Origin of the sequence: Leuconostoc rapi (assembly GCF_016908715.1) — a bacterium.
Taxonomy (GTDB): Bacteria; Bacillota; Bacilli; order Lactobacillales; family Lactobacillaceae; genus Leuconostoc; species Leuconostoc rapi.
This window is the reverse complement of sequence record NZ_JAFBEK010000003.1, coordinates 14,242-34,035: the sequence shown is the minus strand read 5'-3', so window position 1 is coordinate 34,035 and position 19,794 is coordinate 14,242. Positions and strand designations below refer to the sequence as shown.

The 19,794-nt window shown below is 39.2% G+C and carries 21 protein-coding genes and 1 other annotated feature; of the genes, 2 read left to right on the top strand and 19 right to left on the bottom strand.

The window, feature by feature from the left end:
• Window positions 1-2: 2 nt before the first annotated feature.
• The 10 genes from yfmH to JOD28_RS03940 form a co-directional block, all read right to left on the bottom strand.
• Window positions 3-1,274 (bottom strand): EF-P 5-aminopentanol modification-associated protein YfmH, encoded by a 1,272-nt coding sequence (yfmH, locus tag JOD28_RS03985; protein WP_204769594.1) that lies wholly within the window; start codon window positions 1,272-1,274, stop codon window positions 3-5.
• Between the two features lie 3 nt (window positions 1,275-1,277).
• Window positions 1,278-2,540: an EF-P 5-aminopentanol modification-associated protein YfmF gene (yfmF, locus tag JOD28_RS03980; protein ID WP_204769593.1), complete on the bottom strand. Its 1,263-nt coding sequence runs from the start codon at window positions 2,538-2,540 to the stop codon at window positions 1,278-1,280.
• Window positions 2,537-3,991 carry a cardiolipin synthase gene (gene cls / locus JOD28_RS03975; protein WP_204769592.1) on the bottom strand — a complete coding sequence of 485 codons (1,455 nt, stop codon included), beginning with the start codon at window positions 3,989-3,991 and terminating at the stop codon, window positions 2,537-2,539. Before cls ends, yfmF begins: the two co-directional genes overlap by 4 nt.
• 141 nt (window positions 3,992-4,132) lie before the next feature.
• Complete coding sequence (locus tag JOD28_RS03970; protein WP_204769591.1) at window positions 4,133-4,987, bottom strand: amino acid ABC transporter substrate-binding protein; 855 nt, start codon at window positions 4,985-4,987, stop codon at window positions 4,133-4,135.
• Complete coding sequence (locus tag JOD28_RS03965; RefSeq protein ID WP_204769590.1) at window positions 4,987-5,625, bottom strand: amino acid ABC transporter ATP-binding protein; 639 nt, start codon at window positions 5,623-5,625, stop codon at window positions 4,987-4,989. Before JOD28_RS03965 ends, JOD28_RS03970 begins: the two co-directional genes overlap by 1 nt.
• A 3-nt stretch (window positions 5,626-5,628) precedes the next feature.
• Window positions 5,629-6,270, bottom strand: a complete 642-nt coding sequence (locus tag JOD28_RS03960) for an amino acid ABC transporter permease (RefSeq protein ID WP_013103778.1) — start codon at window positions 6,268-6,270, stop codon at window positions 5,629-5,631.
• Window positions 6,271-6,452: 182 nt separating this feature from the next.
• Window positions 6,453-6,675 (bottom strand) — a binding site (T-box leader).
• A 42-nt stretch (window positions 6,676-6,717) separates the two neighbouring features.
• Window positions 6,718-7,245, bottom strand: a complete 528-nt coding sequence (gene mreD / locus JOD28_RS03955) for a rod shape-determining protein MreD (protein WP_204769589.1) — start codon at window positions 7,243-7,245, stop codon at window positions 6,718-6,720.
• Window positions 7,245-8,102 carry a rod shape-determining protein MreC gene (gene mreC, locus JOD28_RS03950; RefSeq protein WP_204769588.1) on the bottom strand — a complete coding sequence of 286 codons (858 nt, stop codon included), beginning with the start codon at window positions 8,100-8,102 and terminating at the stop codon, window positions 7,245-7,247. Before mreC ends, mreD begins: the two co-directional genes overlap by 1 nt.
• 75 nt (window positions 8,103-8,177) lie before the next feature.
• The gene (locus JOD28_RS03945) at window positions 8,178-9,185 is read right to left on the bottom strand and encodes a rod shape-determining protein (protein ID WP_013103775.1); all 1,008 of its coding nucleotides are present in this window, start codon (window positions 9,183-9,185) and stop codon (window positions 8,178-8,180) included.
• A gap of 101 nt (window positions 9,186-9,286) precedes the next feature.
• A complete protein-coding gene (locus JOD28_RS03940; protein ID WP_204769587.1) occupies window positions 9,287-9,460 on the bottom strand; it encodes a hypothetical protein in 174 nt (57 codons plus the stop codon).
• A gap of 182 nt (window positions 9,461-9,642) precedes the next feature.
• Between JOD28_RS03940 and JOD28_RS03935 the strand changes: the two genes are divergently transcribed.
• On the top strand, window positions 9,643-11,709 hold the full coding sequence (locus JOD28_RS03935) for an ATP-dependent Clp protease ATP-binding subunit (protein WP_204769586.1): 2,067 nt from the start codon (window positions 9,643-9,645) through the stop codon (window positions 11,707-11,709).
• A 126-nt stretch (window positions 11,710-11,835) separates the two neighbouring features.
• The gene (locus JOD28_RS03930) at window positions 11,836-13,023 is read left to right on the top strand and encodes a DUF2075 domain-containing protein (RefSeq protein ID WP_204769585.1); all 1,188 of its coding nucleotides are present in this window, start codon (window positions 11,836-11,838) and stop codon (window positions 13,021-13,023) included.
• Between the two features lie 99 nt (window positions 13,024-13,122).
• Here JOD28_RS03930 and JOD28_RS03925 read toward each other — a convergent pair whose 3' ends face one another.
• The 9 genes from JOD28_RS03925 to hisB form a co-directional block, all read right to left on the bottom strand.
• Window positions 13,123-13,635, bottom strand: coding sequence for a YiiX/YebB-like N1pC/P60 family cysteine hydrolase (locus JOD28_RS03925; RefSeq protein WP_204769584.1), 513 nt, complete (start codon window positions 13,633-13,635; stop codon window positions 13,123-13,125).
• Between the two features lie 36 nt (window positions 13,636-13,671).
• The gene (locus tag JOD28_RS03920) at window positions 13,672-14,955 is read right to left on the bottom strand and encodes an adenylosuccinate synthase (protein WP_204769583.1); all 1,284 of its coding nucleotides are present in this window, start codon (window positions 14,953-14,955) and stop codon (window positions 13,672-13,674) included.
• A 308-nt stretch (window positions 14,956-15,263) separates the two neighbouring features.
• Window positions 15,264-16,337 (bottom strand): histidinol-phosphate transaminase, encoded by a 1,074-nt coding sequence (gene hisC / locus JOD28_RS03915; protein ID WP_204769582.1) that lies wholly within the window; start codon window positions 16,335-16,337, stop codon window positions 15,264-15,266.
• Window positions 16,334-16,660, bottom strand: coding sequence for a phosphoribosyl-ATP diphosphatase (gene hisE / locus JOD28_RS03910; protein ID WP_204769581.1), 327 nt, complete (start codon window positions 16,658-16,660; stop codon window positions 16,334-16,336). The genes hisC and hisE overlap by 4 nt, the downstream gene beginning before the upstream one ends.
• Window positions 16,661-16,683: 23 nt before the next feature.
• Window positions 16,684-17,085 carry a phosphoribosyl-AMP cyclohydrolase gene (gene hisI / locus JOD28_RS03905; protein WP_204769580.1) on the bottom strand — a complete coding sequence of 134 codons (402 nt, stop codon included), beginning with the start codon at window positions 17,083-17,085 and terminating at the stop codon, window positions 16,684-16,686.
• Window positions 17,082-17,846 (bottom strand): imidazole glycerol phosphate synthase subunit HisF, encoded by a 765-nt coding sequence (gene hisF / locus JOD28_RS03900; protein WP_204769579.1) that lies wholly within the window; start codon window positions 17,844-17,846, stop codon window positions 17,082-17,084. The genes hisI and hisF overlap by 4 nt, the downstream gene beginning before the upstream one ends.
• Before the next feature lies 1 nt (window position 17,847).
• A complete protein-coding gene (gene hisA / locus JOD28_RS03895; protein WP_204769578.1) occupies window positions 17,848-18,561 on the bottom strand; it encodes a 1-(5-phosphoribosyl)-5-[(5-phosphoribosylamino)methylideneamino]imidazole-4-carboxamide isomerase in 714 nt (237 codons plus the stop codon).
• On the bottom strand, window positions 18,558-19,199 hold the full coding sequence (gene hisH, locus JOD28_RS03890) for an imidazole glycerol phosphate synthase subunit HisH (protein ID WP_204769577.1): 642 nt from the start codon (window positions 19,197-19,199) through the stop codon (window positions 18,558-18,560). The genes hisA and hisH overlap by 4 nt, the downstream gene beginning before the upstream one ends.
• Window positions 19,199-19,786: an imidazoleglycerol-phosphate dehydratase HisB gene (hisB, locus tag JOD28_RS03885; RefSeq protein WP_204769576.1), complete on the bottom strand. Its 588-nt coding sequence runs from the start codon at window positions 19,784-19,786 to the stop codon at window positions 19,199-19,201. Before hisB ends, hisH begins: the two co-directional genes overlap by 1 nt.
• Between the last annotated feature and the right edge of the window lie 8 nt (window positions 19,787-19,794).

Sequence of the window (19,794 nt, the reverse complement as noted above, 5' to 3'; positions counted from 1 at the left end):
TACTATTTTTGCAAAACAAAACGTTGTAACTGAGCGTTTTGATATATTTTTTCAGCGCTATCTAATATATCATTATACGTTAATTCTTGTAGTAACATAATTTTATCAAATAAATTAGTACCAAAAAGCACATCATCCCCACGCAAAGCAATACTTTCTAAAGAATTCAAACGTTGAATACCTTCCCCTAAGGTTGCCCGTCGTAACGATTCAAAATCACTCATCTTACCTGCAAGGACTGTCCGATAATTAGCAATTTGTTGTGCAATTGCGTCAGCTAGTTTATCGTACTCCGTTGTTTCTGAAAAGAAACTAACAAATTGATAACTACGGAGCAAATCAAATGATGTTTCAAATTCAGTATCGATAATACCTTTATTATACAGGTTTTGATACCAGTCTGTCTGCTCACCAAACAACATATCAGCTAAAATATCAGCTACCAACATGAACTTAGTAGCTTCTTGCCCTGTTAAATTATTTTCTGGCAATCTTATACCTAATGCTATTTTAGGACGTGACACATCAAATTTTTTGAATGCCACTTGCTTATTTGGCGGTGTAATTGGGGCTTCAAAACGTTGCACTGCAACATCATCAAAATGTTTCTTATTTTGGTTTTCTTGAATGATTGCTAAAATCGTCTTGGGATCAAAACGGCCAACTAGCTGTATAGTCATTTGTTTTGGTTGGTAAAAAGCGCGATGAATATTGTATAACAGCGCTGGTGTGATTTTGGCAATAGATGCTTTGGTTCCCGCGATATCTTCTGCTAAAGGGGCGTTTGGGTACATGAGTTGTAACAATCCCATATAAACGGCCCAATTAGAATCATCCTCATACATCTGAATCTCTTGACCAATGATTCCTTGTTCTTTAGCAATTGTTTTGTCACTAAAATAAGGTTGTTGAACAAAATCCAATAAATGTTCAAGTGCTTGTTTTAAATTTTGAGTTGTTGAGAAGAGATAACTCGTTTGATAAGCGTTGGTGAACGCATTGGCATCAGCGCCAAGTTCACCAAAACGCGTAAATGCATCACTATGTTCTTTTTCAAATAACTTATGTTCTAAAAAGTGAGCCGTCCCCGCCGGGATATCAATTGGTAACTCATCATTCATCTGAAATCGCGTATCTAAAGCGCCAAAAGGGGTTGTCATCACCGCAAACGTCTTATGATAATCAGCTTTTGGAATCAGGACAACTTTTAACCCGTTATTTAATGTTTCTGTTAACACAGTTTCTTTCAAATTTGGATATTGTTTTTCTATCATGAATTAGGCCTCGGGTAATAATGTAAACTGACTTTGCAAGATAACGTTCCCTGCTAGTTTAGCCACGTCAGATGCTGTGACAGACTCCACAGCACGAACCCAATCATTAACCCGCGTCTCACGATGTGTCAATAAACGTGAAAAAGCAAGCTCAATTTCACTTGTTGGTGAATCTTGTTGGCTTAAATAATCATTAATTAAACTCGATTTAACAGCCGACAAGGTATCATCACTAAAATCTCCTGATTGAATTGCTGTTATTTGTGCTTGGATCATATGTTTCGTTTGTGACACTTTATCCACATCAAGTCCTGCCGCAACAATCATAAAGCCAGTATCATGTTGCCAACGCGAATAAATACTATATGCAAGCGATTCTTTTTCACGGACATTGACAAATAGCTTAGATAGCGGTGAACCCCCAAAGAGCGCATTCATTACTAATGCAACGAATCGCCTTGGATCATCAGGTGCCAAAGCTAGGCGATAACCTAACGTTAAAATCGCTTGGTTAATATCTGCTTGCGTTTCAAACGATTCATGTGGCGTTTCTAACAGTTCTTGTCGATAAAATGGTTGTAAGTTTTTTTCTTGGTGATCTACTAATGGCCAGGTTTTAAATTCTGACACGATACGTGATTCATCAACATCACCGAAAACAATCAGATTCATCGTATCGTCGGTCATCATGTTCTGATAAGCCGCGTAAACATCGGCTGAGGTGAGCGCTTTAACAGCACTCACACGACCTGATGAGGATACTTTCATCGTGGGTTCATTATAGGTTAGTTCACGTAGCTTAGACACCGCATAGCGGTTTTTATCATCGCTCAAACTATCTAATTCATTGATTAAACTCTGCTGTTCCTTGGCAAATGTTACTTGATCAAATTGGTTATTTTCAACTAACGGATCAAAAATCATGTCACGCAAGAAATTAAAAGCATCATGCAACAATGTATTTTTTTGTCCAACATAGATTGGTGCCGGTACTTGCAATGTATAACGCACATGGTGCGTTTGTCCAAAACGTAGAACATCTGTTTGATACTGTGCGCCATACAAGTTAATTGTTTCCTGGGCGACAACTTGCTGACTAGGATATTTTTTTGAACTCACAGCAGTTAAATAAGTTAACAGCGATCGCGCCGCGACATCAGTATCCTGCAAAGGCGCGACAAAATCTACTGCGATATGGAGCGTTTTAAATTGTGTTGTTGGTAGAACGACAAGGTTCACACCTTTTTTAAGTTGTATTTTTTTCATAGTATTGGGGAAAATAGACGGCTGAACTTTTGTAAAAAGGTGAGCCAGAATGATTGCTTTTCAAAATCCTCGATTGTTAATCTTGTTGAACTGTCAATATCTTTTTCAAATAATGTTTCTAAATGGGTCGCAAACTCGGGATCATACACAAAAGCATTTGTCTCAAAATTCAAAACGAACGACCGAATGTCCATGTTGGCCGAACCAACCGTGCCTATCTCATGATCAATAATCACAACTTTACTGTGCAAAAAGCCACCATCGTAACGATAAACTTCTGCGCCAAGTTCAATAAGCTCTTTAGCATAATATTGTGTTGCGCGGTAAACAAGTGGGTGGTCGGGCTTGTTTGGAATCATTAAACGGACACGGATGCCTGACATGACAGCAATTTCAAGTGTTTCTAAAACAGCAGAATCAGGAATAAAATAAGGTGTTTGAATAGTAATTTCAGAGCGAGCCGAGGCAAACATACGCATAAACCCCTGCTTAATTTGTTTCATATCATTGTCTGGGCCACTAGAAACGATTTGCACCATGGCGCGCCCTGGTAATTGTGATATTTCTGGAAAATAGTCAATCGTTTGTGTTAACAATTCTTTTTCTTCAGCAGTGGCATTCCAATCCATTAAAAATCGGCTTTGCATCGATAAAACGGCATCGCCATGGATACGAATATGTGTATCACGCCAATGACCAAATTTTTTAAAATAACCTAAATATTGGTCCCCAACATTAAAACCACCCACATAACCAATAGCACCGTCAATAATCGCTATTTTTCGGTGATTTCTGAAATTAAAGCGTAAGGTGAGTAGTTGGAAACGGCGCATGAGGAAAGGCGCTGCCACACCACCCGCGTCACGTAATCGCTTATACATATCATGATGTTGTCCCTGCGAACCGAATTGATCGTAAACAACACGGACTTCAACGCCCTCACGTGCTTTTTGCGTTAATAAATCAATTAATTGATTGCCAACGCGATCATCATAAATCGTAAAATACTCTAGGTGAATGTGATGAGAAGCATGTTGAATATCTTCAAATAATGCCTTAAACTTTTCATAACCATCTGTGAAAGTCTGAATATCATTTCCACGTGTTAGTACAGCATCGTCAGATGTTAGAAACAACCGAACAAGTTCAGAAGCTGAATCTGGTATTGGCAAGAGCTGCTCGATTTTTTGCAGTTGCCGTCTCTGGTTATCTGCTATCTGTTCCAAGCCACGCTGGTCCTGTGTCCTTAAACGAAAAATTTTCTTATTCGATATACGACTGCCAACTAAGAAAAATATAAAGAAACCAACAACAGGTAACGTGATTAACACAAGTAACCAAGCCCAAATTGTAGCAATATCTCTTTTTTGGCTAAAAACAGTAATAATCGCCACAAATGTGTTAATAACTAGAAGAACTAGCACTATCATCCACAATGAATCTCTTATCATACATTCCCTCTTCTAGTTTTTAATATTACTACTAGTTTACCATTTTTCAGAGTTTCATGACAAAATAACATCATTCTTATGCAAAAAGCTGAAGGTTATTCAATCGGCGAATAACCTTCAGCTTTTATTTTAAAAAAGACATTAATTTGAGAACCATTTCTTCTCAATCTGTGTCATACGGCCATCTTTTTTAAACTTTGTCAGTGTATCATTGACAGCTTGACGTAACTTAACATCAGATTTACGGAAACCAACTGCAGTTTGATCGACAGCGAAACCACCAACTGTAACCGTATAATTCTTAGGGTTTGCTTGATGCGCCACATAATAACGTGCATAATCCTCATCAATTAATAAACCATCAATTCGACCAGCATTCAGATCAGTGAATGCTTTATCAAACGTATCATAACCAATTACTTTCTGATCCTTAACGTATTGCTTCAAAACTTTAGGATGCTCATTGAACGTTTCGTCACCACTAGACGCTGTTTGATCTCCTAAAACCTTACCTTGCATGTCAGAAAATTGATTAATATTATTTTTCTTTAAAGTGACTAACACTTGTGTTGCTTGATGATACGTGTCTGAAAATGCTACCTGTTTAGCACGCGCTGCAGTTTTAGTGTAACCATTCCAAATGGCATCAATATTACCGGTATTTAATTCCGTTTCTTTCATCGACCAATCAATTGGCTGCCATTTGACTGTGATGCCCATTGACTTGAATGCTGCATTAGCCAAATCCACATCAAAACCAATAATTTTACCGTTTTTGTCACGGAATCCCATTGGTACAAATGTATCATCTAAACCAATCGTAATTTGTTTATCTCGTTTAATGCGCTGCCAGTCATCTGTTTTAGTTGATTTTTGCGCATTCTGAGACGTATTTTTAGTTCCTGAATTCAAACTAATTGCCAGCCAGCCAAAAATGCCAATAACGATCAAACCAACAATTGAATTGACAATGATTTTTTTCTTCATACTTACCATCAGCGTGAAACCTCCGTTGCAAAATCAAAAACACGGTCCGAAACTAATTCAGCAAAAGGATGATCATGCGTAATAATCATTTGTGTGACCCCTTGCGCTTTTAACGCTTTAACCACTTCAGCTACTTGATTCGTTGAAGCTTCATCTAGACCACTTGTAGGCTCATCATAAGCTAAAATCTGTGGATTCATTGCTAACGCACGTGCGATGGCCGCACGTTGTTTCTGTCCACCTGACAATTGAAAAGGATACAAATCTGCCTTGTCAGCCATACCTAACGTTTCAAGGATATTGCGAGCCTGTTTTTGAGCTGTTATTTTATCAATTTTATTGACACTAATAGGTGCTAATGTAATATTATCAAGTACGGTGTAGTTCGGAAAAAGATTAAAATCCTGAAAAATCAGGCCGACCTTGGCATCGGAACGTGTACCATTGACTGGTAGTTGCTCGTCATTCAAAATAACTTCGCCACTATCAGCCGTTTCAAGTCCTGCCAATATTTTAATCAACGTTGTTTTACCAATACCCGATGGACCAACGATACTCAAAACCTCACCATCTCGCACGGTTAAATCAAGCGCTTTAAATATTGTATTGCTACTGTACTTTTTAGTTAACTTTTTAATTTCTAACATGCGTTACCTCCATATATTAAGACGCTTTTCGCTACGACGCAATAACACCGTGACGATAGCTGTCATCAGTAAATAAATCAAGCCAACAAGTAGATAAGGGACCAATGTCACATCCCGACTGGCGGCAATATTTCCTGCTCGTAAGATATCACCCAAGCCGATCACATAAACCAACGACGTGTCTTTCACCAAATTGATGACTTCATTACCAAATGAAGGTACAACAATTTTAATAACCTGTGGTAATACGATTTTAAAAAAAGTTTGGGTTCGCGTAAATCCGAGAACGCGGGCAGCATCATATTGACCACGCGGTACAGACTGTAAACCGCCACGGAATATTTCGGCTAAATACGCTGCATAGTTTATAATAAAAGCGATAACCGCCGCCTCAAATCGTGGAAAAGTGATGCCCATCATACCTAAACCATAGTAGACAAATATGAGTTGCAACAATAATGGCGTGCCACGCATAATCCAAATATAGCCATTAATTAACCAACGTACTGTAAAATATTCTGATTTCATGCCAAGCGACACGATAATACCAAGTGGTACAGATCCAATAATTGTTAAAAAGAATACCCCCAGCGTCATTTTCAAACCTGCTAGTAAGTTTGGGGCAATTTCTAGAAAATAGTTCATTATTTACTCCTTTTTAAGCGTTATTAATAACGCTGTTTGAATTAAAAAATCCTCTTGCAAATAATATGCAAGAGGATGCGTCAGCATGGTTCCACCTCAGATTTTAATTTTGTTCACACAAAACTACTCTGTCAGTCTTTTATGTTAAAAACGTCAAAACGCCCTCTGAATACAATATGTATTCAGAGGGCGTTTTCCGCGGTTCCACCTCTTATCACATAACCATCACTGATTACGTCTCAATAAGTCAAAAGACTGTATGCGGTAACGGGCAACCCCGATGTGACCTACTTAACTTCAATCACACACTCGCAGATGTGTTTCATTTAACATAATCATTTGCTCACACTACCCGCAAACTCTCTGAAAAAAATGTTAAACTACTCTTCTACTCAACGTTTTTTAATATAATACTTATTTTAGGCTTTTTTTTTTATTTGTCAAGGGCTATCTCAAAAATTGAAATAACGATAAGGTTGGATAATAACAAAGTGCGACAATAACCGTATTTAAAATAACCGTTGGTAGTACTTCAAACATGAAAAAAGTTGTTAAACTAACGTTTGCAATGCCAATTATAAATCCAGCAACATAGGTTACGACTAAAAAACTGACCAATCCAATTAAAAACACAGATAGTCCACTCAATAAGCGTTCGTCTAATACTTTATGACACTGTTTCATCACAGCAACGGCAACAGCAAATGCCAGCGTATATGTTCCAAAAATACCTGTATAATACATATCAAACAAAACGCCAATAACGATAACATATAGCCAAAGTGGTACATCAGGTTCTACTTCAAACTGAACGGCATAAAACAACCATCCTAGTGTAAGCGTTGGTAAAATATACCAGGGAAATGCAGTGAAAATACCACCCATACCAGCCATCAACGAGCCATCAACAAATAGAAGAAAGACCAACACAACTGGATAAACAACACGCAACCGTGTTAACTGCCAAAATGCCATTATTGCGCTCCAATCTCTGATACTGCAACAACGACCGTTGTAATGTTACCCAAATCAGCGGCTGGTTCAATGTTGATACGCTTCGACAAACCATAGTCATCTTTAGAAACACTAGCTACTTTACCAACGTACAACCCAGAAGGAATAACGCCACCCAAGCCAGATGTTTCAACAAGATCTCCTGATTTGATTTTGTTATCAGATGTGACTTGTCCCATAATTAATTGGTTCTTTTCACGATTAAAACTCGTGACGATACCATTAACATCGCCATTTTCGCCTTTAATTGTAATTGCAAATCGATTTGCATCTTCACTCGTGTCTGAAATTAAGGCCACTTTGGCATTGGTCGTGTTCACTTCACTAATACGTCCAATAATACCAGCTCCAGCAAGTACAGGCATGCCCTTTTTAAGACCCGAATTTAAGCCTTTATTAATGACAAGTTGTGATTGCCAGGTGCTTGGTGAACGACTAATCGTTACGGCAGACACCGTCTTATAGTCAGTTAGTGTGGCTTCTAGTTTAAGTTGCTTTTTAAGGGAGGCATTTTCTTCTTCCACTGTCTGCAACCGAACCTTATCTTGTGCAAATTCATCAATTTTTGATTTCAATGCTTGGTTTTCTTCAAATGTATCCAATAAATTACCAATGCTATTTGCCGTGCGACCGATAGCTGTCGTCGGCACAGAAATAACACGACTAACACCGCCAGCTAAATCATTACCAAAGCGTTGTATAAATGGCGGCTGGTTTGTTCGTTTTGCCCACCAGTTAGACCCTGCAATTAACCCCACAATCACAATGAAGGCAATAATAATTGTTACAACGGCGCGTGACGAAAATAGTTTACGCATCTTGTTGTCCCCTTGTTTCAAAAATAAAAGCGTAGCGCAAGCGCTACGCTGGTGTTCGATTATCTTAATTAATGGTTAACGTTGTCGCATAACATCAATGGACTTCAACGCTTCACCTGTACCAATTGCTACGGCATCAAGCGGTTCATTAGCAATTAAGACTGGCACCTTTGTCGCCTCTTGTATAATTTTGTCCATGTCTCGCAACATGGCGCCGCCACCTGTCAAGACCATACCATGATCAATAACATCAGCTGCTAATTCCGGTTGCGTCGATTCTAACGTCTCACGTATCGCAACGACAATTTCTTGTACGGGTTCTTGAATAGCTGTCGCTACATCCTCTGCCGTAACGTCAATCGTTTTTGGCAACCCTGTCAATAAGTCACGACCTCGAACAGAAGCATCTGGTAGCGTTCTCGCTAATTCTAATGACGCAGCACCAATTTCAATTTTTAATCTTTCAGCTGTGGGTTCACCAATGGTCACATCGTACTTGTTGCGTACAAAGTTAGCAATCGCCTCATCTAACTTATCACCAGCAATACGAATTGATCGACTTGATACAATACCACCTAACGAAATCGTTGCAACATCTGTGGTACCACCACCCATATCTACTACCATTGAACCAGTTGGATCCATAACAGGTAACCCTGCACCAACTGCAGCAGCAAATGGCTCTTCGATGACATATGCATCACGAGCACCAGCCACACGAGCAGCATCAATAACAGCGCGGCGTTCAACTGCGGTGACACCGGAAGGTACACCGATTGTCACATAAGGTTTCCCAATGCGACCACCCAATGCTTTTTGTAAATAGTAACGGATCATCGCTACTGTCGTGTCATAATCCGCAATAACACCATCACGCATTGGTCGGATAGCTGCAATACTGGCGGGTGTTCGACCAAGCATATCTTTGGCTTCAGACCCGACAGCAACGACTTCGTTTGTTTGCGTGTTACGCGCTACAACAGACGGTTCACGTAAAACAATGCCGCGTCCTTCAATGTATACATATGTGTTGGCCGTACCAAGATCGATACCGACGTTTCGTTGTCCAAATGAAAATGCCACTATGCTTGCCCCTTTTGTGCTTTCTGTTATCAAAAAATGCGCACACCTTATTTTATGCTTAACTTATAGTATTGTAGCATAAAATAGCATACTTTTGCCGACTAATTTGCACGGACATATTTGATATGGCCTTGTTTTCCCGCAATACCGCGAATCCGGTTCTGAGATGGAAAATCTCGCCAAATTTTCTGGAAATCTGGAAAAGTATCTGGTGTGATATCTATTTGATTAATTTTACCATCACGTAAATCATTTAGTTGTTGTTCGTAATCCATTATTAATACCTCATATCTATTATACAACATTTATTTTAGCACTCAATGCAAACGAGTGCTAATTTTAATTGCAATTTAATCTTATGGTGTTATACTTAAGGCATATTAAATAGAAAGGAAAGGTGTAAGGTAACTGAAAGTGATTTTACTTTTAGTGGTATTATCTTGCACGACTTGATACTATGGCATCACAAGACCCATTTGGATTTAGTAACATTAATTTTGACGAAATGATGCGCGCTATGAACGATCAAATGCAATCCGCGCAAGATAACGGCCAGGCTAATCTTGGTCCACAACAACAGAATAAAAAAGATAAAAATAAGAAACGGCCAACATTATTAGAAGAATACGGTATTAACTTAACGCAACAAGCACGTGAAGGCAAACTTGACCCTGTTATTGGTCGTGACTCAGAGGTTGCACGTACAATTGAAATTCTCAACCGTCGTACCAAAAATAATCCAGTTTTAATTGGTGAACCTGGTGTCGGTAAAACAGCGGTTGTCGAAGGACTTGCGCAAGCAATTGTTGCCAACAAAGCGCCTGAAAAACTACGCTCCAAGGAAGTCATCCGTTTAGATATGTCTGCTATGGTGCAGGGTACTGCTATGCGTGGTCAGTTTGAGGCACGTATGCGCCAATTAATGAAGGAAGTTGCCGATAATGATGATATCATTTTGTTTATCGACGAAGTACACGAAATTATGGGCGCCGGTAATGCTGAAGGCGGTATGGATGCTGGTAATATTTTAAAACCTGCCCTTGCTAGAGGTGAGTTCCAGTTAATTGGTGCGACAACATTGAATGAATACCGTAAAATTGAAAAAGACGGCGCCATCGCCCGACGTTTCCAACCAGTTCAAGTTGAAGAGCCGTCTAAAGACGCCACGGTTACAATTTTAAAAGGTATTCAACAACGCTATGAAACTTATCATCATGTTCGTTTTACAGATGATGCGATTGCAGCAGCAGTTGACTTATCTGACCGCTACATCCCCGAACGTTTTTTACCGGATAAAGCAATTGATTTGATTGACGAAGCCGGTTCACGGAAAAACCTAACGATGACAATTACAGATCCTAAGGCAATCCAATCTAAAATAGACACTGCTGATAAACTAAAACAAGAAGCTATTGATAAGGAAGATTTCGAAAAAGCCAGCTATTGGCGAGACCAGACGAATCAACTTGAATCCCAAAAAGTACAAGTCGAGGCGCATCCTGAAATGTTTAAGCCTCAAACCATTACAGAAAAAGACATCTTAAAAATTATCGAAGATAAAACTGATATTCCAGTCGGTGACTTAAAGGATAATGAGGCAAATCAATTGCAAGAGCTTGACAGCCATTTATCAGATCATGTTATCGGACAAGAATTAGCTGTTCAAACTGTTGCTAAAGCGATTCGCCGAAACCGTATTGGGTTAACGAAATCTGGTCGTCCAATTGGCTCATTTCTCTTTGTTGGACCAACTGGTGTCGGTAAAACAGAATTAGCTAAGCAGCTTGCCAACGAAATGTTTGGCAGTAAAGAAGCTTTAATCCGTTTTGACATGTCAGAATATATGGAAAAGCATGCTGTTTCGAAAATGATTGGTGCCCCTGCTGGATATGTTGGTTATGAAGAAGCTGGTCAATTAACTGAACAGGTTCGTCGTCACCCCTACTCATTGATTTTGATTGATGAGGCAGAGAAAGCGCATCCCGATGTTATGAATATGTTTTTGCAGATCTTGGATGATGGCCGCCTAACAGATGCACAAGGACATGTTGTCAGCTTCAAAGATACTGTTATTATTATGACATCAAACGCTGGTTCAACAGACACAGGCAACACACCAATGGGATTTAATCAAATTGATTCTCAAAGTCGTCTATTACAGCGCTTAGAAAGTTACTTCCGACCTGAATTTTTGAACCGTTTTGACGACATTATTGAATTCCAACAATTATCAAAAACACATTTATTATCAATTGTTGATCTCATGTTAGCTGATATGAATGCTAACTTAGCTGATAATAATTTAAGTGTGCGCGTCAGCGATGCCGCTAAAGCTAAGCTTGCAGAGTTGGGTTATAATCCAACACTTGGTGCACGACCTCTTCGTCGTGTATTACAAGATAAAATTGCAGATCACCTAGCAGATTATTATTTAGAAAATCCAGAGAGTACACAATTATTTGCAGATATTGATGATGCCACAAATGACATTGTGATTTCCGAAAATGAATATGTCAAAGCTTAAAAAGTACACATTTTAAAAACGCCACTGGGTGGCATGCGTTTGGTATGAAGCCAAGCACATGCCACCCAGTTTTATTTTGAAGTACGACGTATTATAGTATAATATTTATTAATGAGGTAATCTATAATGAACAAAATTTTAGAAGCACAATTTTTGGTTGATCAACTATCTGATGATCAACAACATGTTATCACTCAGTTAAACACTTATATTCATGACAGTATTCTAAGAAAGCAGCATGCCGTTGCGATTATTCAAGGCGCTGCCGGTACTGGTAAATCGGTTGTGCTCATGCAACTAGTCAAACAATATATGACAGACTCGCACTATAAAACTGCCTTAGTAGTCAATCATCCCGAACTTTATAAAGCCTATCAAGATATGGCAAAAGATTTTTCTGGACTTAATCCGCGTGATATTCGCAGACCAACTGCGCTCATCAATGATGCACAGAAAAACCACCGTCAATACGATGTTATTTTTGTTGATGAGGCCCACTTATTATATTCAAAATCAGAACCATATGCCCATTATCGTGGGGAAAATCAACTCACTGATTTAATGAATTTAGCTAAAATTGTTGTCGTCGTTTATGATTTTAACCAGGTTTTTCAATCCAAAATGTACTGGTCGCAAGACCTATTATTAAATACAATAGGTGACCATCCACATCAGCAATTTAATATGGATTTTCAATATCGTATGATTGCTAGTGAATCGCAGATTGATTGGTTAGACAAACTCACGGCCCAAAAACCAATCACACCATTTCCAAAAGATAGTAATTTTGAATTTGAGGTGTTTTCAACTGCAGGTGCGCTCTATGAAAAAATAAAATCTAAAAATAAGGCGTTTGGGTTAAGCCGTGTCGTAGCTACATCTGGATTTCCAAGAATTGACGGTCGCCATAATGTTGAAATGGATTCTTTTTCGTTACCTTGGGATGAATGGGATCCGCAACGGACACATTGGGCAAAACGAGAATCTTCTATCACGCAAGTAGGGACAATTTATACATTACAAGGTTTTGATTTGAATTATGTTGGTATGATTATTGGCCCATCTTTTGGTTATGATGCTAAAACAGATCGTATGACTATTTTGCCAGAAAAATATTCACATAAAGAAATTTTCAAAAAAAGAAAAGACCTACAATTCACGCCAGCACAATATCAAGATTTTATCGCTAATGTGTTAAATGTTCTAATCAAGCGTGGCAAGTATGGTTTGTATTTAACTGCATACGATGATGCCTTAAGAGAACGATTAGTTGCCTTACAACAAGATAGTCAATTGTCTGGAAACGATGATTGATAGTCAAAACATACGTACCTTGAAATACACAAAAATTGCCTGATAGTAAGCACACTTACTATCAGGCAATTTTTTTCATCATAATTAGTGATGCATCACTTATAACACGCCAATAAATTGAAATTCATCTAACTTAGCTAACTGGCTAGGATTGGTTCCTGGCTTATTTAGAGGTACCGCAACACCTAGTTTAGCGTAGTAATTTTGCCAAAAATCTGAAATTACCTGCTTGCCATCACCAAATTGCATCGGTTGCTCTTCAATCATTAATACATCTGCAAATGCTATTGCTACTAACTGAGAACAGTAAAATCCAAAATCATCTGGATAAAACGAAAAATTATAAGGACGCTTGTCAAACTGTTTTGCGCGCGCAACAACGCCATCTAGATTTTTAATCGTTGGCCGATAAACATCCGCATGTTCAAAAGCCTCTAAAAATTCACTCAGAGTCTGTATTGCAACACCAAGATGTGATGTCGCATGAATGACAGTATTCGCGTCAATAACAATCGCCACATGAACGTATTCACCTGTTGATGAAGCTATGGCATCATCTAGGCTATCATGCTGACTGTGAACAAATAATAAATCGGAGTTTCGTATTTTCATGTGACTATTTTACCACGTAGAAACCGACCAGTAAAATTATTGCCAAACTTCACTCAAAAGATGTGTTTCCTCAGGCTTTGGTCCAACTGCAAAACTTAGTAATTCGACCTCAAGTAATTCTGATATACGCTTTAAATAATTTTGTGCATTAACAGGCAAAGCATCAAATGACTGGATACGAGTGATATCTTCATCCCATCCTGGAAGTGTTTCACAATTCACGTCTAACCCTTCAAACCAGGTGTCTGAAGCGGGAAAATGATGAATTTCTTCACCTTTATAAGTATATGACGTTGCAATTTTTAGTTCCTTAAGACCAGACAAGACATCAAGGGAGTTAATAGCCAGCTTAGTCAATCCAGAAACTTGTACAGCGTGTCGTAACGCAACAGCATCAAGCCAACCAATACGACGAGACCGCTTGGTCACAACACCATATTCATGACCAACTTCACGAATATGATCTGCAATATCATCGTGTAGCTCAGTTGGAAACGGTCCTTCACCAACACGTGACGTATAGGCTTTGATAACGCCAACAACATCTTGTATTTGCTTAGGACCAACACCAGCACCGTTCATGACGCCGCCGGCAGTCGGATTAGAGCTTGTAACATAGGGATAAGTCCCATGATCCACATCTAGCATAATGCCTTGTGCGCCTTCAAAAACGACGCGCTTTTTATTGGCCATTAATTGACCTAATAAGTATGATGTATCGGTAACATAGGGTGCCAATTGACGGCCATATTCAACATAAGTGTTGTAAACTGTTTCGTAATCCAAAGCTGCTTCTCCGTATAGCTTGGTCAATTGTTTGTTTTTAAATGGCAGATAGGTCTTGAGTAGTTTTGCAAAGACCTCTGGATCAATGAGATCAGCTACACGAATACCGACACGAGAAATTTTATCTGTATATGCTGGTCCAATGCCTTTTTTTGTTGTACCAATCCGATTATTTGAGGCTGATTCAGCAGCCTTATCAAGTTCAATATGATATGGCATAATCACATGTGCACGATTTGAAATGCGTAAATTTTCAATTGAAATACCTTTTGATTCAACTTCCGCAATTTCTGCTAACAATGCTTCAGGGTTGACAACCACGCCATTACCAAGGATTGCGAGCTGACCTTTTGTCAAAATACCTGATGGTAAGGCTGATAATTCAAATTTCGTCTCACCATGCCAGATTGTATGCCCCGCATTATTTCCACCTTGATAACGAACGACTGCATCAGCGTTTTCAGCAAAAAAATCAACAATTTTTCCCTTACCTTCATCACCCCACTGCGAGCCAACAACAATTACACCAGACATATTTTTCTCCTAGTACATTCCCCAGCTGCTTTCAGACGGGATAGGTTTATCGGAGAAAGTCTTGTGATTAACAACCAGCAATGACCTGTTTGCGCCTATCCGTGAGTGTCCCTCTGTGGACATACATTTTATTTTTTAGCAAAAAACGAACATTAAAACTTTAAACGTCTTTTACCTATACATTTTACCATATAAAAAAGCAGTAAGATAGTTCAAATTCAGCAAAATATTATCATTCTCTCAATAAAATGACATTTTTCGAACCTTTCTACTCAATAACAACTATCACACAACTTGTTGTTTTTAAATTAAGACTTTTTTAGCGCAAGCAGGACTTGTTGCATACCACGATTATCTTCTGGGGTACCTAAAGCAATTCGAATCCATTCGGCATTCAAACGATCATTGACCTGATAGCCTTCTGATAATAAACGCGCACCATATTTTTTTGTATCGCCAACTTTAATCCAGATAAAGTTCGTTTGTGACTCATAAAAAGTAAATTGATTTTCAAATAAAAACGTTTGAAACGCCGTTCTTTCTTCAATTACTTTGCGGACAACTTGGTTTAGGTAATCTTGATCTTCAATGGCGGCTGTACCACCAACAATTTGATAAGTATTTAAGTTATATGGTAAACGTACTGCCTGCATAACACCATACAATGGCTCTTGAATAATACCATATCCAACGCGCAAATTAGCTAAACCGTATGCTTTAGAAAGCGTACGTAAGACGACAAGATTCTCATAGTTTTCAACATCTCTGGCAACCGTAGCATCTGGTTCAGATACAAAGTCATAATAAGCTTCATCAACAACCAGTACAACTGATTTTGGTAACTTATCCAAAAAAGTTAAAATATCTGCTCGTTTCTCAAACACACCTGTTGGATTGTTGGGATTAGCAAGCCACACCATAGTCGTTTTGTCGTCAACTTCGGCTAGCATTGCTTCAAAATCAAGTTGTCCTGTTGTTGGTTGAACGGGTACTCTTTTTGTATCAGCCTGTTCAATTTGAGCGTGCATCGCATATTCACCAAAAGTCGGATCTGGCACAATAATATTTGATCCTGGGGTTAATACCGTTCGTGTTAGTAATTGAATCAATTCATCCGCACCAACACCAAAAACCAAACTTTCAGGGGCTACTTGATCGTGCTTGGCAACCGCTTCACGTAACGCTGTCGCCTGGCCATCTGGATAATAACCTAAGATATCATCTGGTGTCGCTTTAATTGCCTGTGCCACTTTAGGTGTTGGCCCATAGACAGACTCATTGGCTGACAAGCGAGCCAAATATTGTAACCCATACTTTGCTTTAACTGTCTCAGCTGGTAATTCTGCCTGATAAGCAGACATATGTTTAATTGATTCTTTCATTCTTCGACTCTCCAATTCTTGCGCTCGTGCAATCGTGATTTTTGACCTGCCCGACTGCCAAGTTCATTTTTAATGTCATCAAGTGAGACACCCTTTTCAACTAATAATACCATTAAATGAAATAATAAATCAGCCGTTTCATAAATTAATTCATCATTTGTATTCTTTGCGCCGAGAATAACTTCCGTTGACTCTTCTCCAATTTTTTTGAGAATTTTGTCTAATCCCTTTGTATAAAGATAATTTGTGTATGAATTTTCTTCTGGTTGGTTTTTGCGAACCAATGCTTGTTCATACAATGATTCAATCGTTTGTTGTGCCATAATACTATCTCCTTTACTACCCATTACGCCTCTGGAAAATCACCCGTTGTCCACTGATTTGTTACCAACGCTTGATTATTATTTGTCAGGGTTTCGCCAGACACACTGTTAAAAAAACAAGAGTAGGCCCCTGTGTGACAAGCTTGTCCGTTAGGCATGACTTGAATCAGCAATGTGTCCAAATCACAATCCAAAGTCATGGATACAACACGTTGTGTATGACCACTCGTTTCACCTTTATGCCAAAGTGTTTCACGTTCACGTGACCAAAACCACGTTTCTCCTGTTGATTTGGTTAAGTCATAACTTGCTTCATTCATATAACCCAACATCAAGATAGCACCAGTCGTTGCATCTGTTATAATAGCTGGCACAAGCTGATTTTGAGAAGCCTTATTGAAATTTGGTTTTTGTTCCACTGTCATAATCTGACAACCATCCCTTCATGATGTAACCGCTGCTTTAAATCAGGAATGGCGATTTCCCCATAATGAAATACAGAAGCAGCTAACGCAGCATCGACACGTCCTGATTTAAATACTGCAACAAAATCAGATAAATCTCCTGCACCACCGCTTGCAACAATTGGCACATCAATCACGTCATCAAGTGCTTGGTACAAAGCGACATCGTACCCTTGTTTGGTGCCATCAGTATCCATACTTGTCACAAGTAACTCACCTGCGCCATATTGTATCATCTGCTGCGCCCACGCCATTGTCTCCAGGTCTGTTGGTTTGGTACCACCTGAGACATAAACACGATGCATATTTGCGACATCATCCCACTTTGAATCAATCGCACCAACAATCGCTTGTGATCCAAATAATTCAGCGCCTTGTCGAATAAGATCGGGGTTTGCAACCGCCGCTGAATTTAAAAATACCTTATCTGCCCCTGCCTTAATAATCGCACGCATACTTGCTAAATCAGTGACGCCCCCGCCAGCTGTTAAGGGAATGAAAACAGCTGATGATACACGTTCAATCATGTCTATCATCGTGCTACGGCCTTCAAGTGTCGCTGATATATCCAGGAAAACCAGTTCATCTGCGCCAGCATTTTGATAGGCAATGGCTGCATCAACTGGATCGCCAATATCTTTTAGATTAAGAAAATTAATGCCTTTTACCACACGACCATTTTTGACATCAAGTGCCGGTACAATGCGTTTTGCTAATGCCATATTATCCCTCCAATTCAGCCAACTGTGTTAATGATATTGTTCCTGCCGCTAAAGCTTTGCCAACAATGATATCTTGTATACCTGCTTGGTTAAGCTCTTCTAGATCATCTATCTTTGCTATCCCACCACTCGCAATAATGTTAACATGGCTAAATTGATGCTGAAGTTGAGCTAATAGCGTCGTATTTGGTCCACTAAGGGTCCCATCACGTGAGATGTCAGTGACAATAAAATTTTCAACACCGACTTTTATCATGCCAGTCAGCAGAGTTTCAAAGTTGACAGTTGATTGTTCAAGCCAGCCTTCCGTCGCCACCTTACCATATTTTCCATCAATGCCAACTGCTATTAACTTCCCATATTTTTCAATCGCTTGTTGCACTAAATTAGGATTTTTTAAAGCAACAGAACCCAAAATGACACGATTAATGCCAGCATTCACATACTGATCAATTTGCGTCAATGTTCTAATCCCACCGCCAACCTCAATGAAACCAGTAAATACTTGGCGTATATCAAGAATTGTTTTAAAATTGGAGGCGACGCCGGATTTCGCACCGTCCAAATCAACAACATGTAGGGCATTTAGTCCAGCATTATTGATTTGTATTGCTTGCTTGATCGGATCAGAGTTAACGACAGTCCCGGCATTATAATCCCCTTTTAGTAAGCGTACAGACTGACCGCCCAGTAAATCAATTGCAGGTAATATCACGCGATCACCGCCTTATCTGAAACCATATCTGCAAAGGCTTGCCAAACCCGCAAACCTACTTCACCCGATTTTTCTGGATGAAATTGCGCACCAATGATATTATTCTTGATAACAATACTTGGGACCTGCACACCATAATCTACACTAGCCGCAATATATTTTACATCCGTTTTAACATAATATGAATGCACAAAGTACGTAAACTCATCTTTAACGCCTCGGGTAAGCGCATTTTCAATTGCAACATTATTTTGATTCCATCCCATTTGTGGTACTTTAAAGCCTTGTTTTTGCGGTAATGTGACAACCTGACCTGGTATCAGTCCCAGCCCTTTTGTTTCACCAAATTCTGTTGACGAGTCAAACAATAATTGCATGCCAAGACAAACACCAAGGATTGGTGTCCCATTTGCTGCTGCTTTTTGAATAGGTATAAGCAGTTGATACGTATTAATTTTGTCCATCGCTGCTCTGTAGGCACCCACACCGGGAATAACAATACCGTCAGCAGCCAAAATTTCAGCAGGATCTTTAGTCAATTTCGCTGGCATATCGACATAGTCGATGGCTTTCATGACATTACGAATATTGCCTGCGCCATAATCAATCACTGCAATAAACGGATTTTCTTTTGACATTAAATCACTCCTTTTGTCGAATTAACCCCAATAATATCAGGATTACGTGTCACAGCTTGACGCATCGTACGCCCCATAGCTTTAAAAATACTTTCGATTTTGTGATGTGTATTACGGCCGTACAAAACAGCAATATGCACATTAGCGTGTGCTTGATCTGCAAACCCCTGCCAAAAGTCCTCAACAACCTCTGTCTCAAAGGTACCCAACACAGGTGCTGTTAATTCGGCTGCAAACACTAAGTATGCACGGCCAGATAAATCAACAACTGTTCGCGTCAATGTCTCATCCATTGGTACAAATTGTGCCCCATAACGTTCAATACCAGATTTATCACCTAATGCTTGTGTAAATGCCTCACCTAAGGCAATGCCAATATCCTCTGTTGTGTGGTGTGAATCAACATTCAAGTCACCACTAACCTTGACTTGCAGCCCAAATCGGCCGTGTTTAGCAAATAAAGTGAGCATATGATCAATGTAACCAATACCCGTATCAACTGAAATAGGTGTTTGTTCATCAATATTTAAAGTTAACGCGATTTGTGTTTCAAATGTATTCCGTATAATGGTTGCTGTTCTTGACATTGTCAATT